Origin of the sequence: Arthrobacter pascens, from assembly GCF_030815585.1 — a bacterium.
Classification (GTDB): domain Bacteria; phylum Actinomycetota; class Actinomycetes; order Actinomycetales; family Micrococcaceae; genus Arthrobacter; species Arthrobacter pascens_A.
The window spans coordinates 4,313,934-4,336,523 of the sequence record NZ_JAUSWY010000001.1 but is presented as its reverse complement, the minus strand read 5'-3'; the positions used below and the strand labels follow the sequence as shown (position 1 = coordinate 4,336,523).

The 22,590-nt window shown below is 65.0% G+C and carries 19 protein-coding genes; 5 read left to right on the top strand and 14 right to left on the bottom strand.

What is annotated here, in order from left to right; genetic code table 11:
* Positions 1 to 4: 4 nt before the first annotated feature.
* The 11 genes from QFZ30_RS20075 to QFZ30_RS20025 all read right to left on the bottom strand — a co-directional run bounded on the left by QFZ30_RS20075 (position 5) and on the right by QFZ30_RS20025 (position 12,900).
* The gene (locus tag QFZ30_RS20075) at positions 5 to 1,498 is read right to left on the bottom strand and encodes a SulP family inorganic anion transporter (RefSeq protein WP_307079280.1); all 1,494 of its coding nucleotides are present in this window, start codon (positions 1,496 to 1,498) and stop codon (positions 5 to 7) included.
* A gap of 5 nt (positions 1,499 to 1,503) precedes the next feature.
* Positions 1,504 to 2,610: a GTP pyrophosphokinase gene (locus QFZ30_RS20070; RefSeq protein ID WP_307079278.1), complete on the bottom strand. Its 1,107-nt coding sequence runs from the start codon at positions 2,608 to 2,610 to the stop codon at positions 1,504 to 1,506.
* Positions 2,611 to 2,694: 84 nt separating this feature from the next.
* The gene (locus QFZ30_RS20065; RefSeq protein WP_307079276.1) at positions 2,695 to 5,004 is read right to left on the bottom strand and encodes a beta-L-arabinofuranosidase domain-containing protein; all 2,310 of its coding nucleotides are present in this window, start codon (positions 5,002 to 5,004) and stop codon (positions 2,695 to 2,697) included.
* A 51-nt stretch (positions 5,005 to 5,055) separates the two neighbouring features.
* Positions 5,056 to 6,042 (bottom strand): SMP-30/gluconolactonase/LRE family protein, encoded by a 987-nt coding sequence (locus tag QFZ30_RS20060; RefSeq protein ID WP_307079274.1) that lies wholly within the window; start codon positions 6,040 to 6,042, stop codon positions 5,056 to 5,058.
* A gap of 14 nt (positions 6,043 to 6,056) precedes the next feature.
* Positions 6,057 to 6,998 (bottom strand): sugar kinase, encoded by a 942-nt coding sequence (locus QFZ30_RS20055; protein WP_307079272.1) that lies wholly within the window; start codon positions 6,996 to 6,998, stop codon positions 6,057 to 6,059.
* Entirely contained in the window at positions 6,986 to 7,669 is a 684-nt protein-coding gene (locus tag QFZ30_RS20050) for a bifunctional 4-hydroxy-2-oxoglutarate aldolase/2-dehydro-3-deoxy-phosphogluconate aldolase (RefSeq protein ID WP_307079270.1), read from the bottom strand. The genes QFZ30_RS20055 and QFZ30_RS20050 overlap by 13 nt, the downstream gene beginning before the upstream one ends.
* A gap of 3 nt (positions 7,670 to 7,672) precedes the next feature.
* A complete protein-coding gene (locus QFZ30_RS20045) occupies positions 7,673 to 8,512 on the bottom strand; it encodes an NAD-dependent epimerase/dehydratase family protein (protein ID WP_307079267.1) in 840 nt (279 codons plus the stop codon).
* A gap of 11 nt (positions 8,513 to 8,523) precedes the next feature.
* A complete protein-coding gene (locus QFZ30_RS20040; RefSeq protein ID WP_307079265.1) occupies positions 8,524 to 9,654 on the bottom strand; it encodes a mandelate racemase/muconate lactonizing enzyme family protein in 1,131 nt (376 codons plus the stop codon).
* Positions 9,655 to 9,683: 29 nt separating this feature from the next.
* Positions 9,684 to 10,571, bottom strand: a complete 888-nt coding sequence (locus QFZ30_RS20035) for a carbohydrate ABC transporter permease (protein WP_307079263.1) — start codon at positions 10,569 to 10,571, stop codon at positions 9,684 to 9,686.
* The gene (locus QFZ30_RS20030; RefSeq protein WP_307079261.1) at positions 10,568 to 11,545 is read right to left on the bottom strand and encodes a carbohydrate ABC transporter permease; all 978 of its coding nucleotides are present in this window, start codon (positions 11,543 to 11,545) and stop codon (positions 10,568 to 10,570) included. Before QFZ30_RS20030 ends, QFZ30_RS20035 begins: the two co-directional genes overlap by 4 nt.
* Positions 11,546 to 11,550: 5 nt before the next feature.
* On the bottom strand, positions 11,551 to 12,900 hold the full coding sequence (locus QFZ30_RS20025; protein WP_307079259.1) for an extracellular solute-binding protein: 1,350 nt from the start codon (positions 12,898 to 12,900) through the stop codon (positions 11,551 to 11,553).
* A gap of 152 nt (positions 12,901 to 13,052) precedes the next feature.
* Between QFZ30_RS20025 and QFZ30_RS20020 the strand changes: the two genes are divergently transcribed.
* From QFZ30_RS20020 to QFZ30_RS20010, 3 genes are all read left to right on the top strand, one after another.
* On the top strand, positions 13,053 to 14,315 hold the full coding sequence (locus QFZ30_RS20020) for an ROK family transcriptional regulator (protein WP_307079257.1): 1,263 nt from the start codon (positions 13,053 to 13,055) through the stop codon (positions 14,313 to 14,315).
* Positions 14,316 to 14,404: 89 nt separating this feature from the next.
* Complete coding sequence (locus tag QFZ30_RS20015; protein WP_307079255.1) at positions 14,405 to 15,259, top strand: alpha/beta hydrolase; 855 nt, start codon at positions 14,405 to 14,407, stop codon at positions 15,257 to 15,259.
* A 3-nt stretch (positions 15,260 to 15,262) separates the two neighbouring features.
* On the top strand, positions 15,263 to 16,201 hold the full coding sequence (locus QFZ30_RS20010) for a carbohydrate kinase family protein (RefSeq protein ID WP_307079254.1): 939 nt from the start codon (positions 15,263 to 15,265) through the stop codon (positions 16,199 to 16,201).
* Between the two features lie 30 nt (positions 16,202 to 16,231).
* Here QFZ30_RS20010 and QFZ30_RS20005 read toward each other — a convergent pair whose 3' ends face one another.
* Both QFZ30_RS20005 and QFZ30_RS20000 read right to left on the bottom strand, forming a co-directional pair.
* Positions 16,232 to 17,392: an acyltransferase family protein gene (locus tag QFZ30_RS20005; RefSeq protein WP_307079252.1), complete on the bottom strand. Its 1,161-nt coding sequence runs from the start codon at positions 17,390 to 17,392 to the stop codon at positions 16,232 to 16,234.
* A gap of 182 nt (positions 17,393 to 17,574) precedes the next feature.
* The gene (locus tag QFZ30_RS20000; RefSeq protein ID WP_307079250.1) at positions 17,575 to 18,762 is read right to left on the bottom strand and encodes an ABC transporter substrate-binding protein; all 1,188 of its coding nucleotides are present in this window, start codon (positions 18,760 to 18,762) and stop codon (positions 17,575 to 17,577) included.
* 192 nt (positions 18,763 to 18,954) lie between these two features.
* Between QFZ30_RS20000 and QFZ30_RS19995 the strand changes: the two genes are divergently transcribed.
* A complete protein-coding gene (locus QFZ30_RS19995; protein ID WP_307079248.1) occupies positions 18,955 to 19,548 on the top strand; it encodes a TetR/AcrR family transcriptional regulator in 594 nt (197 codons plus the stop codon).
* Here the strand turns inward: QFZ30_RS19995 and QFZ30_RS19990 are convergent.
* Positions 19,545 to 20,306, bottom strand: coding sequence for an amidohydrolase family protein (locus tag QFZ30_RS19990; protein ID WP_307079247.1), 762 nt, complete (start codon positions 20,304 to 20,306; stop codon positions 19,545 to 19,547). The two genes, QFZ30_RS19995 and QFZ30_RS19990, sit on opposite strands and share 4 nt — an antisense overlap.
* Positions 20,307 to 20,855: 549 nt before the next feature.
* On the opposite strand from QFZ30_RS19990, the gene betA reads away from it, so the two are divergent.
* Entirely contained in the window at positions 20,856 to 22,583 is a 1,728-nt protein-coding gene (betA, locus tag QFZ30_RS19985) for a choline dehydrogenase (protein ID WP_307079245.1), read from the top strand.
* Positions 22,584 to 22,590: the final 7 nt, after the last annotated feature.

Below are 22,590 nucleotides of genomic sequence, written 5' to 3'. Positions count from 1 at the left end.
GGGATCAGTTGAGCTTGCCCGCCAGGCGCTCGCGCATCTGGATGCTGGCTGAGTTCAGCCCGATCAGCTCCACTGCCCGTCCGTGCCGGCGATACTTCTCCGTGACGGCGTCCAGGACAGCGATGGTGGAGGCGTCCCACAGGTGCGAGGCATGCAGGTCCACCACTACGTGGCTGATGTCCGGCTCGGCGTCAAGGGCGTATTCGAACTGCGTGTAGAGGTCGTTGGAGGAGGCGAAGAACAGCTCGCCGTCCACGGTGTAGGTGGCCACGTTCTGGCCGTTGAGCTCCACCACGGTGCGCTCCACGGTGACAAAGTGGGCCACCCGCCGCGCGAACATGGCCATCGCGGCCAGGACTCCCGCGCCCACGCCGATGGCCAGGTTGTGCGTGGCCGACACCACGCCCACCGTGATCAGCATGACGGCGGTCTCTGACCTGGGCATCCGACGCAGGGTCCGGGGAGCAATGGAGTGCCAGTCGAAGGTGATGGCGGAGACGAAGATCATCACTGCCACCAGGGCTGCCATGGGGATGAGGCCCACGACGTCGCCCAGCACCACAACGAGCACCAGCAGGAAGACGCCGGCCAGGAAGGTGGACACGCGGCTCCGCGCGCCGGACCCCTTGACGTTGATCATCGTCTGGCCGATCACCGCGCAGCCGCCCATGCCCCCAAAGAAACCGGTGACGATATTCGCCACGCCCTGGCCCCAGGATTCGCGGGTCTTGTTGGAGCGGGTGTCCGTAATGTCGTCCACCAGCTTGGCTGTCATGAGCGATTCCAGCAGCCCCACCAACGCCATCGACAGCGAGAACGGCGCCAGGACCTGGAAGGTCTCCCAGGTCAGCGGCACGTTGGGGAAAAACAGTGACGGAAGGCTTTCCGGCAGCTGGCCCTTGTCCTGGACCGTGGGCACGTCCACCCCGGCCAGCACGGCAAAAAGGGTGAGCACCACAATGGCCACCAGCGGTGAGGGAACCGCCGTGGTAAGCCTGGGCAGGAGCACCACAATGACCAGGCCAATGGCCACGAGCGGATAGACCATCCACGGCACGCCGATCAGCTCGGGAATCTGTGCCATGAACACCAGGATGGCCAGGGCATTAACGAAGCCCACCATCACCGAGCGGGGAATGAAGCGCATCAGCCTGGTGACACCCAGGACGGCCAGGAGGATCTGGAAGACCCCTGCCAGGATCACGGCCGCGATCAGGTGGTCCAGGCCGTGGCTCCGCATCAGCGGGGCGATGACCAGCGCCACGGCGCCCGTCGCCGCGGAGATCATGGCGGGCCGGCCGCCCACAAAGGAGATTGTGACGGCCATGGTGAAGGAGGCAAAGAGTCCGATCCGCGGATCAACGCCGGCAATCACCGAGAAGGCGATGGCCTCCGGAATCAGCGCCAGTGCAACCACCAGTCCTGCAAGGGCTTCAGTTTTGAGCCGGCGGGGTGAGCGGAGGGTGGCCCGGACGGACTGGAGCTGCAGGGGCTGCATGGAACCTATTTCTTGGTCTGGCGGTAGCGCTCGATCTGTTTCAGCCGCCGGAGGAGGCTGTCGCGCCGCGGATGCGGAACGGCGTCGGGCGCCTCGGCGGTGAGGTCAATGTGTTTGGGGCCGTACTGCCACAGCAGGAGGTCGTCCAGCAGGCGGTCCGGGCCGGGGGAGTAGCGGTGGTCCAGCGCCTTGCGGACCTCGGTAATCCGGTTGGCACTGAGCAGGCCGGCCAGCTGGACGGTCTGGTTGAGGCCGTGCGCCGCCATGAGCTCGGCGGCCCAGCCCCAGTCATCATCCACTTTACGGTCCACGTGCGGAAGCAGCGTACGCCAGACGTCGCGGATCCGGTTGGGGGTCAGCTGTGCCGCGCCCTCCCCGTCCATGTCCCAGTAGCTGCGGACTTCCTCGTAGCGTTCGTGCAGGTCCGCGAAGGCACCTTCCACGGTCTCCAGCATGGCGGCCGTAGCGGTGAACTGCCGGTCGAAGTGTGGTGTCCAGGCGCGCGGGTCCTCGGCCTTGAACCGGATATCGTGCTCAATCTCGCTCCACGCGTGGGCGAACACCGTGCGGATCTGGCATTCGAAAAAGTAGCTGCCGTTGGGCTGGACGTCCGGATTGAAGACCCGCTGGTACTCCTTGACCGCCTCGTTCTGAATGGTGCGCAGGATGAGGTGCCGGCTCGAGTAGCCGTACGTGCCGGATTCGATGGAGCCAATGTCCTTCTCCCGGTCCCCGCGGCAGTCAAAGACCTGGCGCTGGCGCTTGATCAGGTTGGCCACGGACGCGTTCTCTGCGGGCAGCTTGGTGATGACGCGCACGCCCACCATGTCATTGAGGGTGCGGAAGGGGTCCGGGAATTTCAGCGCGGGCGGTCCGCCCGGCTCCAGCGGATCCTCGATGCGGGAAATCTTCTCCCGGAACGACTCCACGGACTTGGTGCGGCCCGTGACAAACAGCGGAGTGACCTCGGTGTCCTTCAGCATGTCGCGGAGGATATAGAGAACGTCCTTGGTGACCAGCTTCAGGGCAGGTCGGACGCGCTCGTAGAGCTCCACGTTCTCCTGTACGGATTCCCGGAGGCTGGCGTCCAGGCTGTCCCAGTTACTCGGCATGGCTCCAGCTTACGGTGGGGCTCTGACAGCGGCGGGTAACACCAGTGCGGGGTAAGCAGGAGAAGGCCAGCGCCGCCGCTAAAGTCACCGCCCCTTCAACAGTTCAACGGACAGGAGGTCTCCGGTCCGGAGGCCCGGCAGCGCATGGACGGAGAATTCGAGCTGGCCGCCGTCGGAGCTGCGCATCCCGTCAGTAACCGGAAACTCGTGTACCTCGGCTCCGGCGGTGTGCAATTCGGTCGGCTCCACGAGCTCAGTTCCGTTGACGCGCAGGATGTGACCCCGGCCCGATGCCGGACGGAAACGGACCCGCAGCAGGGTTCCTTCGCGGGCAGGATCCTTGAGGACATACGAGAACCAGCCGGTCGCGCTGCGCCAATGCAGACCGTCCGCACCGTCCGCGCGTGTCCCGTCCCCGGCGAAGAAATGGTCGGATTCGGGCTGCTGTTCACCCGCCGTCACCTCGTCGATAACCAGCTCTGCGCCCTCCGATTCCGCGTCCAGTGCCGCCAGTTCGGCGCGCCTCTGCTCTGCCGACGCCCCGCTGGGCCAGTAGACGGTGTAGCGCTCGTTGTGGATGCCAGAGAAGGGCTCCAGGGGGATGCTGAGCTGTTCGCCCTCCAGCCGGGCAGCCAGTTCGGCGGTGAGCGCCTTCCGGTCAAGAAGTACGACGGCGTCCGCCGGGTTGGGTGCCGTCACCACCGGAGTGGAGGCCAAGGGAAGGGTGGGACCCGAGGCGACGTGCCCCATGCGTTCGTCCGGCGCTTCGAATGAGGGAACGCCGTAGCGGCCTCCGCGGGACGCAAGGACTACCGGGCCGTAGAGGAACGAGACCCACGGCGAGCCGTCCGGCAAAGTTTCGGCCCGGACCGCGGCCGCCAGGCGCACAGTGACCACAGTGGTGCCCTCCCAGCTGCGGTGGATGGCCATGTCCTTGCCCGCGCCGGAAGGTGACGCTGTGTCCGCAGGCTGCCCGTCGACGTCGGCCTCCATGCCCGTGGCCCAGCCGGGACGGCGGAGCCGGAGCGTGAACTCGGTGGGCGTGGCCGCAGTGATGTGCAGGGTGGCGGTGTCCGAGCGGGGGAAGTCTGTTTCCAGCCGGACCCGCACACCCCGCTCGTCCCAGTCCAGTTCGGAGGCGATGTAGAGGTTGACCAGAAGGTCGTCCGGGGTGTGGCTGTAGATGAGTTCGCCGTAGCGGGCGTGGTTCTCCAGGCCGGAGCCCACGCAGCACCACATGGATTCCTGCGCCTTGGAGTAGACGCGGTAGTGGCCGGGGCGCATGGGGGTGAAGTAGACAAAGCCGCAGCGCCCCGGGTGCTGGGAGGACAGGATGTGGTTGTAGGTGGCCCGCTCGTAGAAGTCCACCGCGGCCGGGTCCGAGGTCCGTTCGAAGCGGAGCTTGGCGAGTTTGAGCATGTTGTAGGTGTTGCAGGTTTCCGGGCCCTGGGCGTCTTCGATCATGGGGGTGAAGTCGTTGGCGGGGTGGAAGTGTTCGCGGACGCTGTTCCCGCCGATCGACACAGTCCGACGGGTCAGGACCGTCTCCCAGAAGAAGTCCGAAGCCCGGGTGTACTGTTCTTCGCCGGTGGCGGCGGCACACCGCTCGTAGCCCACGACCTTGGGGATCTGGGTGTTGGCGTGCAGCCCGTCCAGTTCATCCCGCTTGCCGGCCAGGGGGTCCAGGATGGCGCGGTGGGAGAAGCGGCGGGCCTCGCGGAGATACTCAGCCCGGCCGGTGAGCTGCGCCAGCGCGGCGAAGGTGTCGTTCAGGCCGCCGAACTCGGTGTGCAGGATCGCCTCGAAAACCTCGTCCGTCAGCCTGGCGGAGATGCCCAGCCACCAGTCGGCCAAGGATGTCAGCATGGGAAGCGCGTGCCCGGCGCCGGCGTAGGCATAGGCGTCGAGCAGCCCGGCGAAGGTCTTGTGCAGGTTGTACAGGGGCACCCAGCGGCCGTTGAGGGTGAACAGGTCGGCGTCCACCGTGCCTGCGGCGAGTTCCTCGCCGAGCCGGCGGCCGCCGGGAACTCCGCCCAGATAGCCCGTGCCGGCTGCGGCCTGGCATTCCGCCAGGATCCCCAGCGCGTAATCCAGGCATGTGCCCAGGCGCGGGTCGCCCGTGGCGGCGAAAAGCTGCGCGCAGGCAGAAAGATAGTGGCCGCCGATGTGGCCATCCAGGCCGTCGGTTTCCCAGCCGCCGTAGCCAGGGGCCGGCGTCGGAAGTCCCGCTTCCCGGCGGAACGGCGCGAACAGCCGGTCAGCGTCCAGGCTGAGAACGTACCGGACGTCGGCGTCCTGGGCATTCTTGAAATCGCTGTCCAGCAGCCGGACGCTGGACAGGGAAAAGGACGACGGCGGTGTGGTTGCCTCGGCCGTGGAGGTTGTGTTCACCATGGGGCTTTCTGTTTGTATGGGGGGCGGTGCTGTGGTTTCGGGCCTTGGCCCTCAGCCCGCCGCCGCGGGACTGGAGATGGATCCGTGGCCTTCCGGAGCATGTGCGGCCGGGACCATCCTGATCCTAGCCGGGGGCGTCGGGGGACCGGAGATGCCGACGTCGGCGGACAGTATCAGGCCGTCACAGTCCCCCGGAGTGGGGAGGCCGATGCTTGCCGTCGTAACCACCAGCGTGGACATGGTGTCGCCGGCAAAACAGATACTCGTGGGCTGTTCCGCGGGAACGTGGAGAATCCGTTCAAGGCTGCCGTCGGGGCGGTACCGGTGGATCCGTCCGGCGCCCCAGATCGCAACCCACAGGTGATCTTCGGTGTCGACGGTCATGCCGTCCGGACTTCCTTTGGAGACGGTGGCGAAAGCGTGTTGTGGTCCCAGCGTCCCGTCAGCAGGCTCAACAGCAAAGCGGGTGATGGTGCCTGCCGCGCTGTCGGCCAGGTACATCACGGATCCGTCAAAGGTGAAGGCAGGGCCGTTCGGGATGGTCAGGCCGGTCAGTACGGTGCTGATGCTTCCGTCAATGTTGACGCGGTGCAGGGTGCCCGCCCCAGGAGACGCGTCCAGAGCCATCGTTCCGGCCCAGAACCTGCCCGCCGGATCGCAGACAGCATCGTTCATCCGGACGGCAGTCCCGGACGGGTCGGCTGAAGAGAGCGCGCTGTTGCCTTCCGGCCGGGCCAGCCAGGTGACCGTTCCGCCGTCGAGCACTGCGATACCATCACCGGCAGCCGCAAGCAGGGCGGTTTCGGATCCCGAAATCGGTGCGACAGCGCCGAGCGGAACGGGAAGTTGCTGTAGAAGTACAGTCTGTCCCGGGGACGCCAGATCAACCTGCCAGAGCTGTCCGCGCAGGATGTCGACGGCAACGACGCGTCCGTCCGGCAGCATCCGCGGCCCTTCGCCGAGTTCCAGGGGCGTGCGGTTGCATGCTTTCCACTGCGGGTGGTGGTGTGTCTGGTGGTCTTCAGGTGTGGGCGTCATGGGCTCCTGCTTCATTATCGGAGTGCCGTGCCGTTTCCGGCATTCAGCAATGCCAGTTCTGACAGTGTGGGGAGGCCTTCCCAATCGCCCTTCGAGGCGACCGCGAAGGCACCCATGGTGTTGGCCAGGTGCAGCCGTTCATCCGCGGTGCGGCCCGTCAGCAGCCCGGAAATGTAACCGGCCGTGAACGCGTCGCCTGCGCCCACACTGTCGACGGCGGTGACCTCCCGGGCGGGTGAGTGGACCGTCCCGCCTGCGTCATGGAGCCGGGCACCGTCCGCGCCGAGCTTGATCACCACTTCACGTACTCCGTGGCCGATGAGCGCCTTGGCTGCGGCTGAAGAGCCGGGCTGTTCGTCCGTGAGGAGGGTCAGTTCGTCTTCGGAGCCGATGACGACGTCGACGAAGGGGATGAGCGCGCGGAGGGTCGCTGCGGCTTCATCCCGGCTCCACAGTTTGGCGCGGTAGTTCACATCGAAAGTGACTGTTGCACCCGCCGCATGCGCGGCGGCTGCGGCCTGCAGCACCGTGTCCGCCGCGCCCGCGCCCAGGGCGGGGGTGATTCCGGTGATGTGCAGGATGCGCGGGCTCCCGGACAGGGCCGCGGAAAAGTCATTGATGCCCAGCGCGGAGCCCGCCGAGTTCTGACGGAAGTAGCCGACGCGGGTCAGGTCCGGCAGTCGCTCCTCAAAAATCAGGATCCCGGTTGGCCGGTGGGGGTCGGTGGTCACATAGTACTGCCCGACTGACTCTGCCCGCAGCGTGCGGCGGATCAGCTCGCCTCCGGTGTCATCACCCACCCGCCCGGCCCACTGGACATCGTGGCCAAGACGCGCCAGCCCTATGGCAACGTTGGATTCCGCTCCGGCAATGGTGGCGCTGATGTTCGGATTCAGGGCCAGCGGGCGGTCAGCCCTCAGCGCGATCATGGTCTCGCCGAAAGTCAGGACATCCACTGGCGCGCACCTCCTGCGCGGTGGCCTTCTGCCGAGCCATCCTGTGCGAGCCTGACGAACTTCCGGGCACGGTCACCGAGTTCGGACAGGCTGCCGCCGCGGGGTGCGTCACCTGTCAGCGGGCTGCCCGCCCCAACGGCGAGGGCCCCGGCCTGCAGGTAATCCGTCACAGATTCAGCGCTCACACCTCCGACCGGGATGAAGCCGATGTCAGGGAACGGGTCCCTCAGGGCCTTCAGGTAGGCGGGGCCGCCGACGCTTGCCGGGAACAGTTTCACCGCGGTGGCCCCTTCGCGCGCCGCAGCGTAAACCTCGGCCGGGGTGAGGGCGCCCACCAGCACGGGAAGTCCAAGGTTGAAGGCGGCGTCGGTGCTGGGTGCCAGGCACGGCGTCACGATGAACTGCGCGCCGGCCTCCTGGGCCTCACGCACCTGCCCGGGAGTGAGGACGGTGCCGGCACCGATGACCGCCCGGCCCCGGGACGCCTCGGCGACCCGCCTGATCACGGTGAGCGCGCCCTGCGTGGTGAGGGAGACCTCAAGAATGGTGATGCCGGCCCCGATCAGCGTCATGGCAGTGTCGAAGCAGGCGTCCGGGTTGTTCCCTCGGATGATGGCCAGCAGCCGGTTCGCCCGCAGGTTGGTCAGGAGGTCAGAACTCGCGTCTTCCAATGGCTAATCCTCTGTACGGTCAGTCGGGGGCGGCAGGGTTGCCGGGTTGAACATCAGGCAGTGTGTAGCGGGCCGTCCCTCCCCGGCATCCGGCAGCGGTTCCGGGTCCGGTGCGGTGTCGCTGGAGTTGAAGCCAAGGTCCCTGATCGTTTCGGTCAGGTCCCACCTGTCTGCGGCTCCCGCGGACATTCCCAGGTACGCCCCGTAGTGGACCGGAACCGTCAGCGCCGCCTGGAGCAGCTGGGCGAAGTCCCTTGGGCCGAGCCACTGGGAAGCGAGGTCCGCCGTGGCAGGGGGGAAGCCCACCAGGCCAAGCCGCAGGCAGACAACGGAGATGGGCGTCCGTTCGGTCAGGATTTCCAGCAGGTTCTCCGAGAAAACCTTGGCCGCGCCGTATTCGCAACACGGGCGCGGAGCCCACTGCCGGCTGATGGGGTAATGCCCGTGCCTGTGGTGCAGGCCCATGGTGTGGATGGAGCTCGCGAACACGATCCTCTTGAGGTCCGAGCCGGCGGCCGCCGCCGCCAGATGTGCGGTGAGCATGGCCCCGCCCTCGAAGGCGGTCTTTGCATCGATTTCCGGATGGGCGTTTCCGGCCAAATGGACGACGGCGTGGGCGGACTCGATCGCTTTGTCCCAGGCGCTGCTGTGACTGAGATCCAGTGCCAGGCGCTCGGGCCCGTCCTCCGCCTCCCGCAGTTCTTCGGCAGGCCACTCCCGATCGACCAGTCTGAGCCTGTAGCGCCCTGAGAGGGCTTGGGAGGTGAGCCTCCCGACTCTCCCGGCGGCGCCGGTGACAACAACCAGCGGACGCGGTGTTTTTTCGCCTGAGCGTGAGTCCATGCCTGATCTTTTCACCAGTTGGTGAAGGATCCGTCGAGGCGGCGCAACTGGGGCATGGGAGGCGGTTCCATCTGGTGGGCCCGGGCGGCCTCAAGGTCCACCTCCAGTCCCAGGCCCGGCGCCTCGGGGCGGCGCATCCATTCCCCGTCCATGGTGGCCTGGACCGGGAACACGTCATTGGCCTGAGTGCCTGGAAGCTGGTACTGCTCCTGGATTCCAAACGTGGGCAGAGTCATGTTCAAGTGCAGGGACGCCGCGGTGGCGATGGGGCCCAGCGGGTTGTGGGTGGCAGTGCGGATATGGTGGGACTCGCACCAGCCGGCTATCTTCTTGGCCTCGGTGAACCCGCCGACGATGCAGATGTCGAAGCGTGCATAGTCGATCAGGTCCTGTTCGATCAGGGGCCGGATTTCCCATTTGGATGCGGCCTGCTCACCTGCGGCCAACGGCACGGAGGTGCGCTGGCGCAGTGTGCGGTAGATGTCCGGATTCTCCCAGCGCAGCGGATCTTCGATGAAATACATGTTGGCCCCCTCCAGTTCGCGGCACAGCGTTGTTGCTTCCGGAAGCTCCAACCGTGTGTGAACGTCCAGTATCAGCTCGAATTCACTGCCGAGCTCATCCCGGACCGCAGCCACTTCCGCCAGGGCATGGCGGGTCGCGGCGCGGGGTTCCAGCAGGTCCCCTTCGGACGGCACCGAGAGGCGCCCTACGGTCCACCCCTCTTCAAGGGCCCGTCGCGCGTTGTCTACGAGCTCGGCGTGGTCTGCACCCCCGATGTGCCGGTAGCACTTAACCCGGTCGCGGACCGCCCCGCCGAGCAGCTCGTACACCGGGACGTCCAGCGCCTTGCCCTTCAGATCCCACAGGGCAATGTCCACTGCTGAGATGGCCGAGGCGAGTACCCGGTCCGCGGGGTAGAAGCCGGACCGGGACATGACCTGCCACAGATGTTCGGTGCGGAAGGGGTCGTTGCCGACGAGGAGGGGCCTGAAGTGTTCCAGGGCTCCCCGGACGGCCAGCTGGCGCGAGCGGAGCCCCACTTCGCCAACGCCGAAGATCCCTTCGTCGGTGTGCACAACAACCATCATCAGTGCGCCGCCGTCGTTGATGGTGAGGATTTCGAGGTCCGTAATTTTCAAGAGTCAGCCTTTCAGGCATGAGACACCGTCTATTTCATGCCTGAGGTGGCAAACCCGCGGACGTAGGACCGCTGGACGAAAAAGAACATGATGAGCACGGGGACGACGTAGAGTACGGCGCCGGCCGCCAGGAGATTGTTTACCGGGAACCCGGCGCTGTTGACGTAGCCGGTGGTGATGGCCACCGCCAAGGTGGTGTTGTCCTGGTTCAGCAGGAGCTGCGGGGCAATGAAGTCGCCCCACACCCCGTTGAAAGAGAGGACGAAGGCTGTGATGATGACGGGCTTGGAGAGCGGCAGGAAGATTTGCACAAAGATGCGCAGCCGTCCGCAGCCGTCGAGGATGGCGGCCTCCTCAAGTTCCCGGGGCAGTTGGGCGAAGAACTGGCGGTAGAGGAAAATGAGGTAGGGGGCACCTGCCATGCCCCAGAGCACCCACGGCCAGTACGTTCCGACCAGTCCGACCTTCGCGAACAGCAGGTAGGTGGGGATAAGGGTGATGATGGGGGGCGTCATCATCATGGCTATAAGAATCCCGAAGAGAACCTTCTTTCCTTTGCCATTGAGGCGGGCGAACCCGTAGCCAACAACGGCCGAACTGATGGTTGTCAGCAGACCACAGACGGTGGAAAGGAACAGCGAGTTGGCGGCATATGCCCAGAACGGCAGGGCTGTTGTGGCACTGATGAAGTTCTGCACTTGGGGCGGGATGGGAATCCAGGTGATGGGGTCGGAACCCATCTGCTGCGGAGACTTCAGCGCCGTCAATAAGAGCCAAAGGACCGGCAGGAAGAGAATGGCGCAGACAACCAGCAGGATCACGAACGCCACCCGGTTCTTGCGCTCCGGGATGTGGCGGATGGGGATTTCGGGCGGGGCGTCCGAATCCGTTCCCTTCCGGTGAGCGATGAGAGTCATTTCTGCTTCCCTTCTTCGGAGAGGTCGACGGCGTAGAACACTGTTCGCCCGCCGATCTTGAACGTGATGATGGTGACCACCAGGATGGCCAGGAAGAAGAGCCAAAGCATCGCGGAGGCGTACCCGTACCTGGAGTATGCGAAGTACTGCGCGTAGACGTCCACCATGAAGATCCGGTTAGCTTCAGGTACCGCGGTGATGGCCGCCGGTCCGTTGGCCGGTGAGAGCAGCAGCGCCGGGACAAACGTCTGCAGGACGCCGATGGTCGTGGTGATCACTTGGAAAAGAAGTACCGGCGAGATGCTCGGCAGGGTGACGTGCCAGAACGCCGAGAAGGCGTTGGCCCCGTCCAGCCGTGCGGCTTCATGGAGCTCTGCAGGAACATCCTGCAGGGCGGCGAGGTTGATCAGCACGCCAGCGCCGATGCCCCACAGCATGACCACCATCAGGACAATGAACACCGTGTTTCCGGACATCCAGCTCACTGCATCGGCGCCGAAGATCGCAAGGAAACCATTGATTGCCCCGCTGTCGCGGTCGAACAGCAGCTTCCAGGTCAGCGTTGCTGCGACGGGCGGAACGATGGCCGGCAGGTAGACGAGCATGCGTAAGCCCGATCGCCAATGGACCTTTTCGTTCAGCAGTAGCGCGAGCCCCAGCCCTCCGCAGATGGTCACGGGCACGATAACGATGGCCAGCAGGCCAGTGCGTTGCAGGCTGGCCCACATTTGCGGTTCAGCCAAGGCATCGGTGTAGTTCTCCAATCCGATCCAGTTCTGGCTGGGGGAAATTCCGTCCCAGTTGGTGAAGCTGATCCACAGGGCGTAGCCCAAAGGGAAAAGCGTGAGGAGTACCGTTCCTATCAGCCACGGTGAAATAAAGGCGTAGAAAGCCCCCGAACCGCCGTTAACTCCTCGCCGGCGCTTGCGGCGAGCATCCCCAACCAGAGCCTGTGTCCCCGCCTGTGCACTCACCCTGATCAGCCTTTCTTGCCGGCAAGTTCCATGCCCTGCTTGAGAAGTTCGTTGACGGCTGTGGTGGCCTGGTCTGCGAACTGCGCTGTGGACAGGCTCCCGTCCACAGCGCGCGGGAAGAGGTTCGCAACTGCTGCGCTGACCGCGGTGGCCTGCGCGTAGGGGCTGAACGACATGATCTGGAGGTACTGCTCTTCATTCTTCTGGACGGCCAAAGCCTCAGCCTGGTAGGGCTGGCTCTGCGGAAGTTCCGAGGTCAAGGAGGTGACTGCGGGGAGTCCCCAGCCGGACTGTGCCCTCGTCTTTGCCTGATCGCCTGCGACGTACCATTCCAGGAACGCAAATGCTTCGTCCTTCATGTTCGATTTGGCTGAGATCCAGTGGCCGGTGGCCGAAGTTGAGGGGCTGACACGCTCGGTGCCCATCATCGGTGCAGGCGCAAGGCGGGCAAATTCAGCGGTCTTGGGGTTCCCGGCGACGGCGCCACCGAACCAGTAGCCGGCAGCCGCCATGGCAATCCTCTTGGCATCAAACGGCGGCCAGTCCCAGCCATCCGGATTGGGATCCGCGAGCGTGTAACCCACCTTGGCCTTGGCCACATCGACATGCCACTGCAGCGCCCGCATGGCCTCCGGGCTGGTGAAGTCGACTTTGGTCAGATCGTCATTGAACGCACGCGCGCCGCTGGTGGCCAGCATGGATGAGATCGCCTCGATAGTGGGCGCCGTGGTGAACAATCCGTACTGATCGACCTTGCCTGCGCTTCGCTTGGTCATTAGGGCCGCGTATTCGAGCAACTGGTCGTAGGTGAACGGCTTGTCCGCGGTGGGGAGGGGAACACCGGCCGCGGCGAAGGCCTCAGTGTTGTACCAGAACATGGCGTCCTGGGACCAGTCCTTGACGAGGCCGAAGCGGGCTCCCTCGCCCTGCCGGGTTCCGTCCCAGCGCCAGACATCGTTGATCTTGGCCAGTTCGCCGTCCTTCAGGACGGTGGACTTCGAGACGTACGGGTCCAGGTCCAGCGCGAGTCCGCGGCTGGCGATATTGGCTGTGCTGGTGGCCCCCAGACTGCGGACCACGTCCGGCGGAGTTCCTGCCGCGAGCATCGCATTGAGCCGGGTTGGATCATCCTCGATCAGGGTGATGGGCACATCGGGGTGCTCCGCGACCCACGCATCGATGACCTCCTTTTTGATTTCCCCGCCTTTGCTCATGATCGTCAGGCCGCCCGACTTCTGAGCCGCCCCTCCTGATCCGCTCGCCGAGCATCCGGTCAGACCGGCCGCCGCGAAACCTGCAAGCAAGGCGGCGCCGCCCAGAACGCTCCGGCGGGAAATGTGTTTGTGTGTGTTCATTTGACGTACCTTCATCGCTACGGCCCTCAAAGGGCAAGGTGTGTAATGTCATGGACGAATCTCCGACTTATTGTGAGCGGTCTCACGAGAGTGTGTCAAGACTCTTTACGCAAACTCTTTCCTTACCCTGCACTGTCAGACATAATGAGGGAGTGAATTCCCCTCGAACCGGTGGATCCCTCCGCCATCTGCGACAATCCAACTCCCTCCATGTCTTGGACCTGCTGGCCAGCCAAGGTCCCATGCACCGGGCGGAGATGGCCAGGCGTGCCAATATTTCGCGCACTACCGTCACCACAATCACGCGCGACCTGATGGAGCGCGGCGTCCTGGTGGAACTGTCCGAGCGGGCCGACGGCGGCCACGAAGTGGACGGCCGGGCAGGAGACCAGCTCGCCTTCAATCCGGATGCGGGATGGATCGCAGGCATGAGCCAGGTGCTCGACAGGATCTGTGTCCGGATAACAGACCTGATGGGTCAGGAAGTGGGGTCAGCCGATGGGCCCGTCGGGGCCAAGGATGACTGGACCGTCCGCGCAGCGGCGGCGGTGGAACTGCTGGACCGTGCGCTCAGCAATGCCGGCGGAGAGCGAAGCGATCTGCTCGGCGTTGGCATCGGCCTGCCCGGGCAGATCAACCCGGTGGACGGCATTGTGCATGGCGCGTTGGCGGATCAGCCGTGGCATGGCATTAATGCACGGGAGGAAATGGGGCGCCGCCTCGGCGTTCCTGTTTTCATCGAGAACAATGTGCGTCTCGAAACGATAGCTGAAGCGAAATGGGGTGCCGGGCGGGGGATCAGGGACCTCATGTATGTCAACATGTCCAGCGGTATCGCTACGGGGTTTCTCTTTGGAGGTGAACTCTACCGGGGGTCCGTCGGTGGGGCCGGGGAGCTGGGCCATGTCTCCATTGACGTCAATGGCCCCGCCTGCCGGTGCGGCAACCGGGGATGCCTGGTTCTGGTCGCGGGGGCGCCGGCCATCCTGAGCCGGCTTGTGCCTACGTTGGGTCCATCGGCCACCATGAACGACGTTCTCGCTGCAAACGCCGCCGGAGACAGGCCTGCACAGAACGTCCTGGCCGAGGCCGGAACCATGGTGGGGCGCCTTCTGGCCAGCATGTGCAACCTGCTCAACCCGCAGCGCATTGTGGTGGGTGGCCAGACGTCATTGGCCGGGGCTGTGGTCCTGGACCCTCTCCGCGAGAGCATCACACGCTACGCCCTCACCCCCTCCGCCGCACTGGAAGTCGTGGCCTCGGACCTTGGCGGCGGCCCCGAGGCCGGCGCTGCCGGCGGCACCGCCCTGGCGCTGTCCAAGCTGACCACCTCACCCGAAATGCTGAGCCGTCTCCTCGGGGGACCGGCCGCCGCGCCAAGATCCGGCCGCCGCCCGGCACCAGTCGCGAACTAGGGGACCTGCCGCCGTCGCCCGACCTTCGCACTGTAGGCTCGGCACATGGCTGATGTACGGCGTCGGACGTTTACGTCCCGGAGGATGCAGTGAAGCGGCACAGGTACCACTACGGCGAGGATGCCAGTCAGTGGGGCGAGCTTTTCCTGCCGGAGCTGCCCGCGCTCCCCGCTGGAGGGATGCACCGTGGCGTGGTGGTGGTGATCCACGGGGGCTACTGGCGCTCGCAGTACGGCGCGGAGCTGGGGGAACCGATCGCCAGGGACCTGGCCGCGCACGGGATGGCCGCTTGGAACCTGGAGTACCGCCGGGCGGGCAATGGCGGCGGCTGGCCGCACACCTTTGAGGACGTGCTGGCAGGAATCGACAAGCTGGCGGACATCGCCGCCAGCCATGCCTTGGAACTCGGTCCAGTGGTGGCGCTGGGCCACTCAGCCGGCGGTCACCTGGCGGCCTGGGCCGCAGGCCGAAGCAAACTGGCACAGCTGGGACTGCCGGACGCGGACCGCCAGATCCGGCGGAAGGCAGACGCCGATGCTGTCCACCTGACCGGCGTGGTAAGCCAGTCAGGGCTGCTCAACCTTGCTGAGGCGGAGAAGCTGGACCTCAGCAGTGGTGCGGTCAGCAACCTGCTGGGCGGATCGTCGTCGAAATATCCCCTGCGCCACAAGTACGCGGACCCGAGATCCACCATCCCGCTGCATCTTCCCGTCTACGCCGTCCATGCCGTGGCGGACGGGGATGTTCCGTTGAGCCAGTCGGAGGCGTATGTGGCCGCCGGGAGGAAGGCGCAATCGCCCCCACAGCTGGTCAAGGTCCCGGGTGACCACTACTCGCTCATTGATCCCAAATCGGTTGCGTACAAGAAATGCCGCGAGCTGGTGCAGGTGATGATGGGGCAGCCCACGCGTGTGTCCCCCGCCCGCTTCTCTGGCAGAGTATGACCCATGCTTTCCGTTATCGGTGAGGGCCTGGTTGACGTTGTCCAGCGCGCCTCCGGAATCGAAGCCCACGTGGGCGGCAGCCCTCTCAATGTTGCGGTGGGGCTGGCCCGCCTTGACCATCCGGTGCAGTTCATCGGCCGCTATGGCCGCGACGCTTACGGGGATTCGGTGGCGGCCCACCTGCGCGCCAGTTCCGTGATGCTGCCGCTGGGTCCGGACGAGCTGCCAACCAGCATTGCCACCGCCCTGATCGACGACGACGGCGCCGCCAACTACACGTTCGACCTCACCTGGGAACTTCCCGGCCTGGCGGAGCGGCTGGCCTTTATGCTGCAGGGAACCACCCTGCTGCACACCGGTTCCATCGCCACCATGCTGGCTCCGGGCGCCGTGGACGTCCTGGCCGCCGTCGAGTACGCCCACCCCTCCTCCACCATCAGTTTCGACCCCAACTGCCGGCCCAGCATCATCCCCGATGTGGACTACGCGCGCCGCCAGGCGGAAAAGTTCGTCACCCTGGCGGATGTGGTCAAGGCCTCCGATGAAGACCTCGAATGGCTTTACCCCGGCAAGGACGTGCTGGATTCGGCCCGCCGCTGGCTGACCCTGGGGGGCTCACAAGGACCGGCCATGGTGGTGGTCACACGCGGTGCTGCCGGCCCCTGGGGTGCCACTGCCGCCGGTGAGGCCGAGTGTGCCGCGCCCCGGGTGGACGTGGCGGACACGGTGGGAGCCGGCGATTCCTTCATGGCCGCGCTGCTGTCCGGGATAGTGGACCGCGGCCTGGACGGTGCGCAGAACCGGAAGGACCTCCGGGAATTACCTGCCGAAGGATTGGCAGAACTCCTGGCCCACGCGTCCCGGGCCGCGGCGGTCACCGTCTCCCGGCCAGGCGCCAACCCGCCCACCCGCGCGGAACTGAACGCCGTCCCAGGCGAGTGAACGGGGCCGGGCGGTGGCCTTAGTCCGCCGCTACCTTCTGGCCGTGTCCCGGCTGGGAAACGGCGCCGCAGCCCGCTGCTGGTCCGGATAGTACTTGTTGTCGAAGCGGTCGCGGGCGATGCGTCCCAACCTTTCGACGGTGTGCCAGCTGATGACTGCCAGCAGCAGGGTCAGCAGGATTGCCGACACAGCCACCAGCGGCGGCAGGTCGGCTGTGGATCCGTCATTGAGCCAGAGAATGACGATGTAGTTCCAGAGGTACGCGGCGTAGGAAACCGTGCCCAGTGCCTGCAACGCGCGCGTCCACGTTGGCATCACACTGCTGCGGGACGCGGCCAGCATCACCAGGACGCCCGCGGCAGCCATGGCCAGCGGGCCTCCAACGAAGAAGAAAGCCGGTGTTTCATTGGCCTTGGGGAAGAAGACCAGCGCTGCCAGGACAACGGTCGAGCCGAGCCCGGCCGCCAGCCTGAGCCGGTGGCCGGAGAACCAGCTGGTCACGTGGACCCTGTACAGGCACAGCGCTGAACCGACGATCAGCCCGAGACCCCACGTCGTCGGCAGCGCATAGACCAGGGAGTGGAGCTCCGGAGCAAGGATCAGCATCGCCAGCACACTCGCCGTCATGAGGGAAAGGACGACGGCGGCAGACCAGCCAACCAGCCGGCCCTGACGGTTGCTGCGCAGGGCGAACACCAACAGTGCCGGCCAGATCAGATAGAACTGTTCTTCCACCGCGAGGGTCCAGAGCGGTCCGATGGCGAGGCTGACATCAAAAGGCAGGGGTAAGTCTTTGAGGTAGCCGAAACCGGCGAGGAGGGTGTAACCGATGATTCCCTTGGACCGGTCACCGAGGACGTCCGCCGTCAATTCAACGATGGCGTACACGCCAAGGAAGGCGCTGAGCGCCGGCAGCAGCCGGAAGGCCCGATGCGCATAAAAACGGCCGTAGCGGATCTTGCGATGCCGTTCGACGTCCCTGAGCAGCACGCCTGTGATCAGGTAACCGCTCAACACAAAGAAGACGATGACACCGACGATGCCGGCACCTTGGAAGATCCCGGGCCAGGAATGTCCCAGCAGAACGGCACCTACGGCAGCACCGCGAAGAACGTCCAGGCCGTCCAGCCTTGGGCGCACTTTTGTTTGCCGGGCGGCCGTCCTGACCGGTCCACCAACTAGCAACGTCACATAACCTCCGGAGCCTCTGTCTGGTATCTGGCCGGTTCCACCTTCAGCTGACTCAAGGCAGAACCCATCCTTGCCTGTTGACGTGGATGTGGTTGCAGGCGTCAATCCGTGCCTTGTCCAAGTATCCCCGACCCGGCTGGACGAAACCTGAACCCGGCCAGTCCGGTGCGGCCAGGTCCGGGCTACTCGTTGCCCAAGCCGGCAGCTGAGGTCTTCTTCCCGGTTACCTCATTGAGGGCAGTCAGGTCAAAGATGCCGTTGATGTCTGCCTGCTTGGTGGTTCCGGCGTCCACGCCGTCCTGCAGGAGCTTCTTGTAGGTTCCGGCCAGCGGATCCACGGTGAACACGATGTTCTTCAGCGACCTTTCGATCACGTCAGGCTTGAGCTCGGCACCAGCTGCATCTTTGAGGGCGGCATTGATGGCGCTGGTCTTTTCGTCTGCCGGGGCGGTGTTCAACCAGTCCACAGACTTGGCGTTGCCTTTGATGAGCGCCTTCACGGTGTCCGGGTGGTCGGCGGCGAATTTCTTGTTCACGATCAGGATGGTAGTGGGGAACTCGCCCGGTTTGCCGGAGAGCGAGCCGTCCCACAGGTCCTTCTCGTCCACCAGGACCTTGGCTCCGGCCTGGAGCACCAGGCGGGATGCCCACGGCTCGGGCAACCACGCGCCGTCGAGCTTTCCGTCCTGGAACAGCTTCAGGGTCTGGGCGTTTTCAGTCGGGTTGATGGCAACGTCGCCGCTGCCGTCCACCTTGGTCTTGTACCCCTGCGTGCTGAGCCAGGCGCGCAGCGCGACGTCCTGGGTGCCGCCGAGCTGCGGGGAGGCGAGCGTCTTGCCCTTGAGGTCAGCCGCGGAGGTGATGTCCGGCCGGACCACCAGCTGCGCACCGCCCGCAGCAGCACCGGCGATGACGCTGACCGATTCGCCCTGGCTCTTGACGAAGGAATTGATGGCGGGGTTGGGGCCGATGTACGTGGCGTCGATGGCGCCGGCGTTCAGGGCCTCGATCGCGGCGGGTCCGGCATTGAAGACCTGCGTGCTGAGCTTGGTGCTGCCCAGTTCGTCGGCGATGAAGCCCTTGCTGACTCCGACCAGGGCGGGAGCATGGGTGACATTGCCGAAGTAGCCGAGCTTCAGCTCTGCGGCGGGGTTGCCGGCGGGTGCGGCTGCTTCGGCGGAGGTGCCTGCACTCGGGGAGTTGGCGGAGACGGCCGACGCCACGACGATGCCGCCGCCGGCCAGGGCCAGGATGCCAGCCACGAAGCCGACCTTCAGGCCAAGCGGACGCTTGGGCGTGGCGGACTGGCCGGCCACGATGCGGGTGGAGCCTTGCGGGTTCTGCGGACCGTTGTCCTGCGGTGTTGCCATGGGATTCCTTTGTTGGGGCGGATACTGGAGACGAGATTACGGAGGGCCCCCAGCGGCCACAACGGCGAAGGACACGCACGTTCACCGGACGTCGCGGACGCTCAACAGAAGGTAGCCCGGCGTCAAAAAACGTTGCGGGACGTCTTTTTTCGTTGAGATGCGCCGTACCGGCTTTCCCCATAGTCTGGCCAAGTGGATACAAGCACCGTGAAGTCAGGCGAACAGGGCGAACAGGTTGACAGGCAGTCGCGCATCCTCGAAGCGGCACTGGGCCTGCTGTCGCGCCATGGCATCTCGGGTGTCAATATGCGCGCGGTGGCACGCGAGGCCGGCGTGGCACTCGGGCTGGTGAACTATTACTACGAAGACAAGTCGAGCTTGATCCGTGCGGCCTTGAATCGAATTGACGAGAGCGACCTGAGGCTGGTCGCGCCCGACCCGGGGTTGCCGGCGGACGAACAGCTCCAACAGGCCCTCCGGCGGGTTGCTGGTCCGGAATTCCTGACCACACAATACCTGTCCCTGCGTCTCCATCTTTGGGCGCTCGCGCAAGCCCATGAAGACTTTGCCTTGATTAATGCGGCAGCGTTTGAGCGGTATCTCGACGGGCTCGCGACGCTGATAGGGAATGCCAAACCCGGGCTTTCCACGGATGAATGCAGGGAGCGGGCAGCTGACATTGTGGTCGTGCAAAACGGAATGTGGCTAACGGCGCTCCTTGGCGTAGACAAGGCATCCATCCAGAGGAGCATCGCCCGCACTGAGCAGATCGCCTTCGCCGCCTAGCGGGAAACGGGCAGCAAGCCGTAAAAGTGCGCCCCGTTGCCGTAAAGGGCGAGACTCGCGTCCTCGGCAAGAATATCCGCGACGACTTCCACGTCACCTGGATGGAATGGCACTCGGGCTCTCGTGCTGGGAAGATCGGTTCCGAACATTAGAGCTTCGGGATTCTCTCTGTGGAGCTCCCGGATAGTGGAAGCGACGTCGAGTTGGACACGACCGAACCCCGTGGCCTTCACCCGTACGCCACGGGACACGAGGCGGAGCAGGACGTCGCGATGCACCGAAGTCATGCCCAAGTGGTCGATGCTCACCTTCGGAAGTGCTGCAATGACCGGTTCCAACTCGACTAGGTCATTCGCGTCGAGATAGAACTCGACGTGCATTCCGGCGACATCCCATGCGCGCCGCCCCAGTGACGAAATACTGTCTATTTGCTCGGAGCCACCCCGGTAGAGATTGAATCGAACGCCGCGGACTCCCGCTTCGGCAAGACGAAGGAGTTCGTCGTTGCTTGTGGTCTCTGCAATATTGGCAACGCCAACGAACATCGGGCCAAGCGTTGCCAACGCGTCGAGCAGATAGCTCTGATCGAAGGCCTGGAATGACCCCGAAACCACAGCTCCGCCCGCAACTCCCAGATCTGAAACGCTGCGAAGGTAATCCGTCGCCGTGAACTCGGGCGGCAGGTATCCGTTGTTCGGCACGAGCGGGAACCGGGAATCGATGATGTGGAAATGGCTGTCGAAGATCCGTCGAGTCATGGCTGTTTCCCTCGTGGAGTGGGTGCGTGCTTATCGCGGTTGGCCTATCGAATCGCCGGATGTGAAACAGTCTGCCCCCGATTGTCCAAGGGCTTGGAGGCTGATGGCCTCGATAGGTTACCAATCTTCCCGGTGCAAAAGCATGTCGAAGATGCCCCAGTCCGCTTAGGCTGCGGCACACCGTCATTAATCTTTGAACAAATGTCCAGTCTAGGTCTTGAACACTTGTTCAACCTAGGCTAATCTCCAACATATGACCCACACCACACACAACAGGGTTCCGCGGAAATGAGGCGGCTTCATTGCCAGTCTCCGGTGCCGGGTTAGCGGGCACATCGCCGCGGCCTTGGGCCGAAAACCGAGGAATACCTTCGCGGGGAGCACGCACGCGAGTGAATGCGCCCCACATAAATGAGTGAAGACCGACATATTCCCTGGTAGCGCTGTGCGCCAAGCAGTTCCGGGGCCCATGATTTACCGCCCGCTTCCGGAAGAGGGATGACTGCCCTCGCCGGCTGGTCGGCACCAGGTAAAAGGAGAGTTTGCAGCATGACAAAAACCCACTACGACTACGTCGTCGTCGGCGGCGGAAGCGCAGGTTCCGTGCTCGCCAACCGGCTGAGCGAAGGAGGCCAGAGCAGCGTCCTGGTTCTCGAGGCTGGACGGAGCGACTACCCCTGGGACCTTTTCATCCAGATGCCCGCCGCGCTGACTTTCCCCAGCGGCAACCCGCTGTACGACTGGCGCTACCAGTCCGATCCCGAACCGCACATGGGCGGCCGCCGCGTGGCCCACGCACGCGGCAAAGTACTTGGCGGATCGAGCTCCATCAACGGGATGATCTTCCAGCGCGGAAACCCGCTCGACTACGAGCGCTGGGGCGCCGACGCCGGGATGGAAAGCTGGGACTTCGCCCACTGCCTCCCGTACTTCCGGCGCATGGAGAACACCCTCGCCGCGGACCCCGACGACGAGTTCCGCGGACACGACGGCCCGCTGGTCCTGGAGCGCGGTCCTGCCACCAATCCCCTGTTCCAGTCCTTCTTCCAGGCGGCCCGGCAGGCCGGTTTCCCGCTGACGGACGACGTCAACGGCTACCGCCAGGAAGGCTTCGCCGCCTTCGACCGCAACGTCCACAAGGGCCAGCGCCTCTCCGCATCGCGTGCCTACCTCCGCCCCAACTTCAACCGGCCGAACCTTACGGTCCTCACCCGGGCCCTGGTCACGAAGGTCAACTTCGAAGGCAATGTGGCCACCGGCGTCACCTACCGCCGCAACGGCAAGCTCCACACAGTCAATGCCGGCGAGGTCGTCCTGTCCGGCGGCGCCATCAATACCCCGCAGTTGCTGCAGCTCTCCGGCGTCGGCGATGCCCAGCTCCTGTTGTCCCTCGGTATCAAGCCCGTGGTCAACCTGCCCGGTGTGGGCGAAAACCTGCAGGACCACCTCGAGGTGTACATCCAGCACGCCTGCACCCAGCCGGTTTCCATGCAGCCGAACCTGGACCTGTGGCGCTACCCGTTCATTGGCCTGGAATGGCTCTTTGGCCGCAAGGGACCTGCCTCCACCAACCACTTCGAAGGCGGCGGATTCGTCCGCTCCAACGAGGACGTGGCGTACCCCAACCTGATGTTCCACTTCCTGCCGGTCGCCGTCCGCTACGACGGCCAGAAGGCCGAAGCAAAGCACGGCTACCAGGTGCACATCGGCCCGATGTACTCGGACGCCCGGGGAAGCCTCAAGATCAAGTCCACCGATCCCGCAGTGCATCCGTCCATGGTCTTCAACTACCTCTCCACCGAGCAGGACCGCCGGGAATGGGTGGAAGCCGTCCGGATCTCCCGCGATATCCTGGGCCAGTCCGCCATGGCCCCGTTCAACGGCGGCGAGATCTCCCCCGGCCGGAGTGTCCAGACGGACCAGGAAATCCTCGACTGGGTGGCCGCGGACGCCGAGACCGCCCTGCACCCCTCCTGCACTGCCAAGATGGGCCCGGAATCCGATCCGATGGCCGTGGTCAACCCGCTGGACATGTCCGTTCACGGCACCAAGGGCCTGCGCGTCGCCGACGCCTCCGCGATGCCTTATGTGACGAACGGCAATATCTACGCCCCGGTGATGATGCTGGCGGAACGGGCCTCCGACCTGATCCTGGGCAACGCGCCCCTGGCCGCGCAGCACACGGAGTTCTACCGCCATGGGATCTCTCCCCTTGAAAAGGACGGCACAGAGCGTAACGGCGCCGGTACTGCAGCTGCCCCGGCGGCTGGGGCCTAGGCATGAT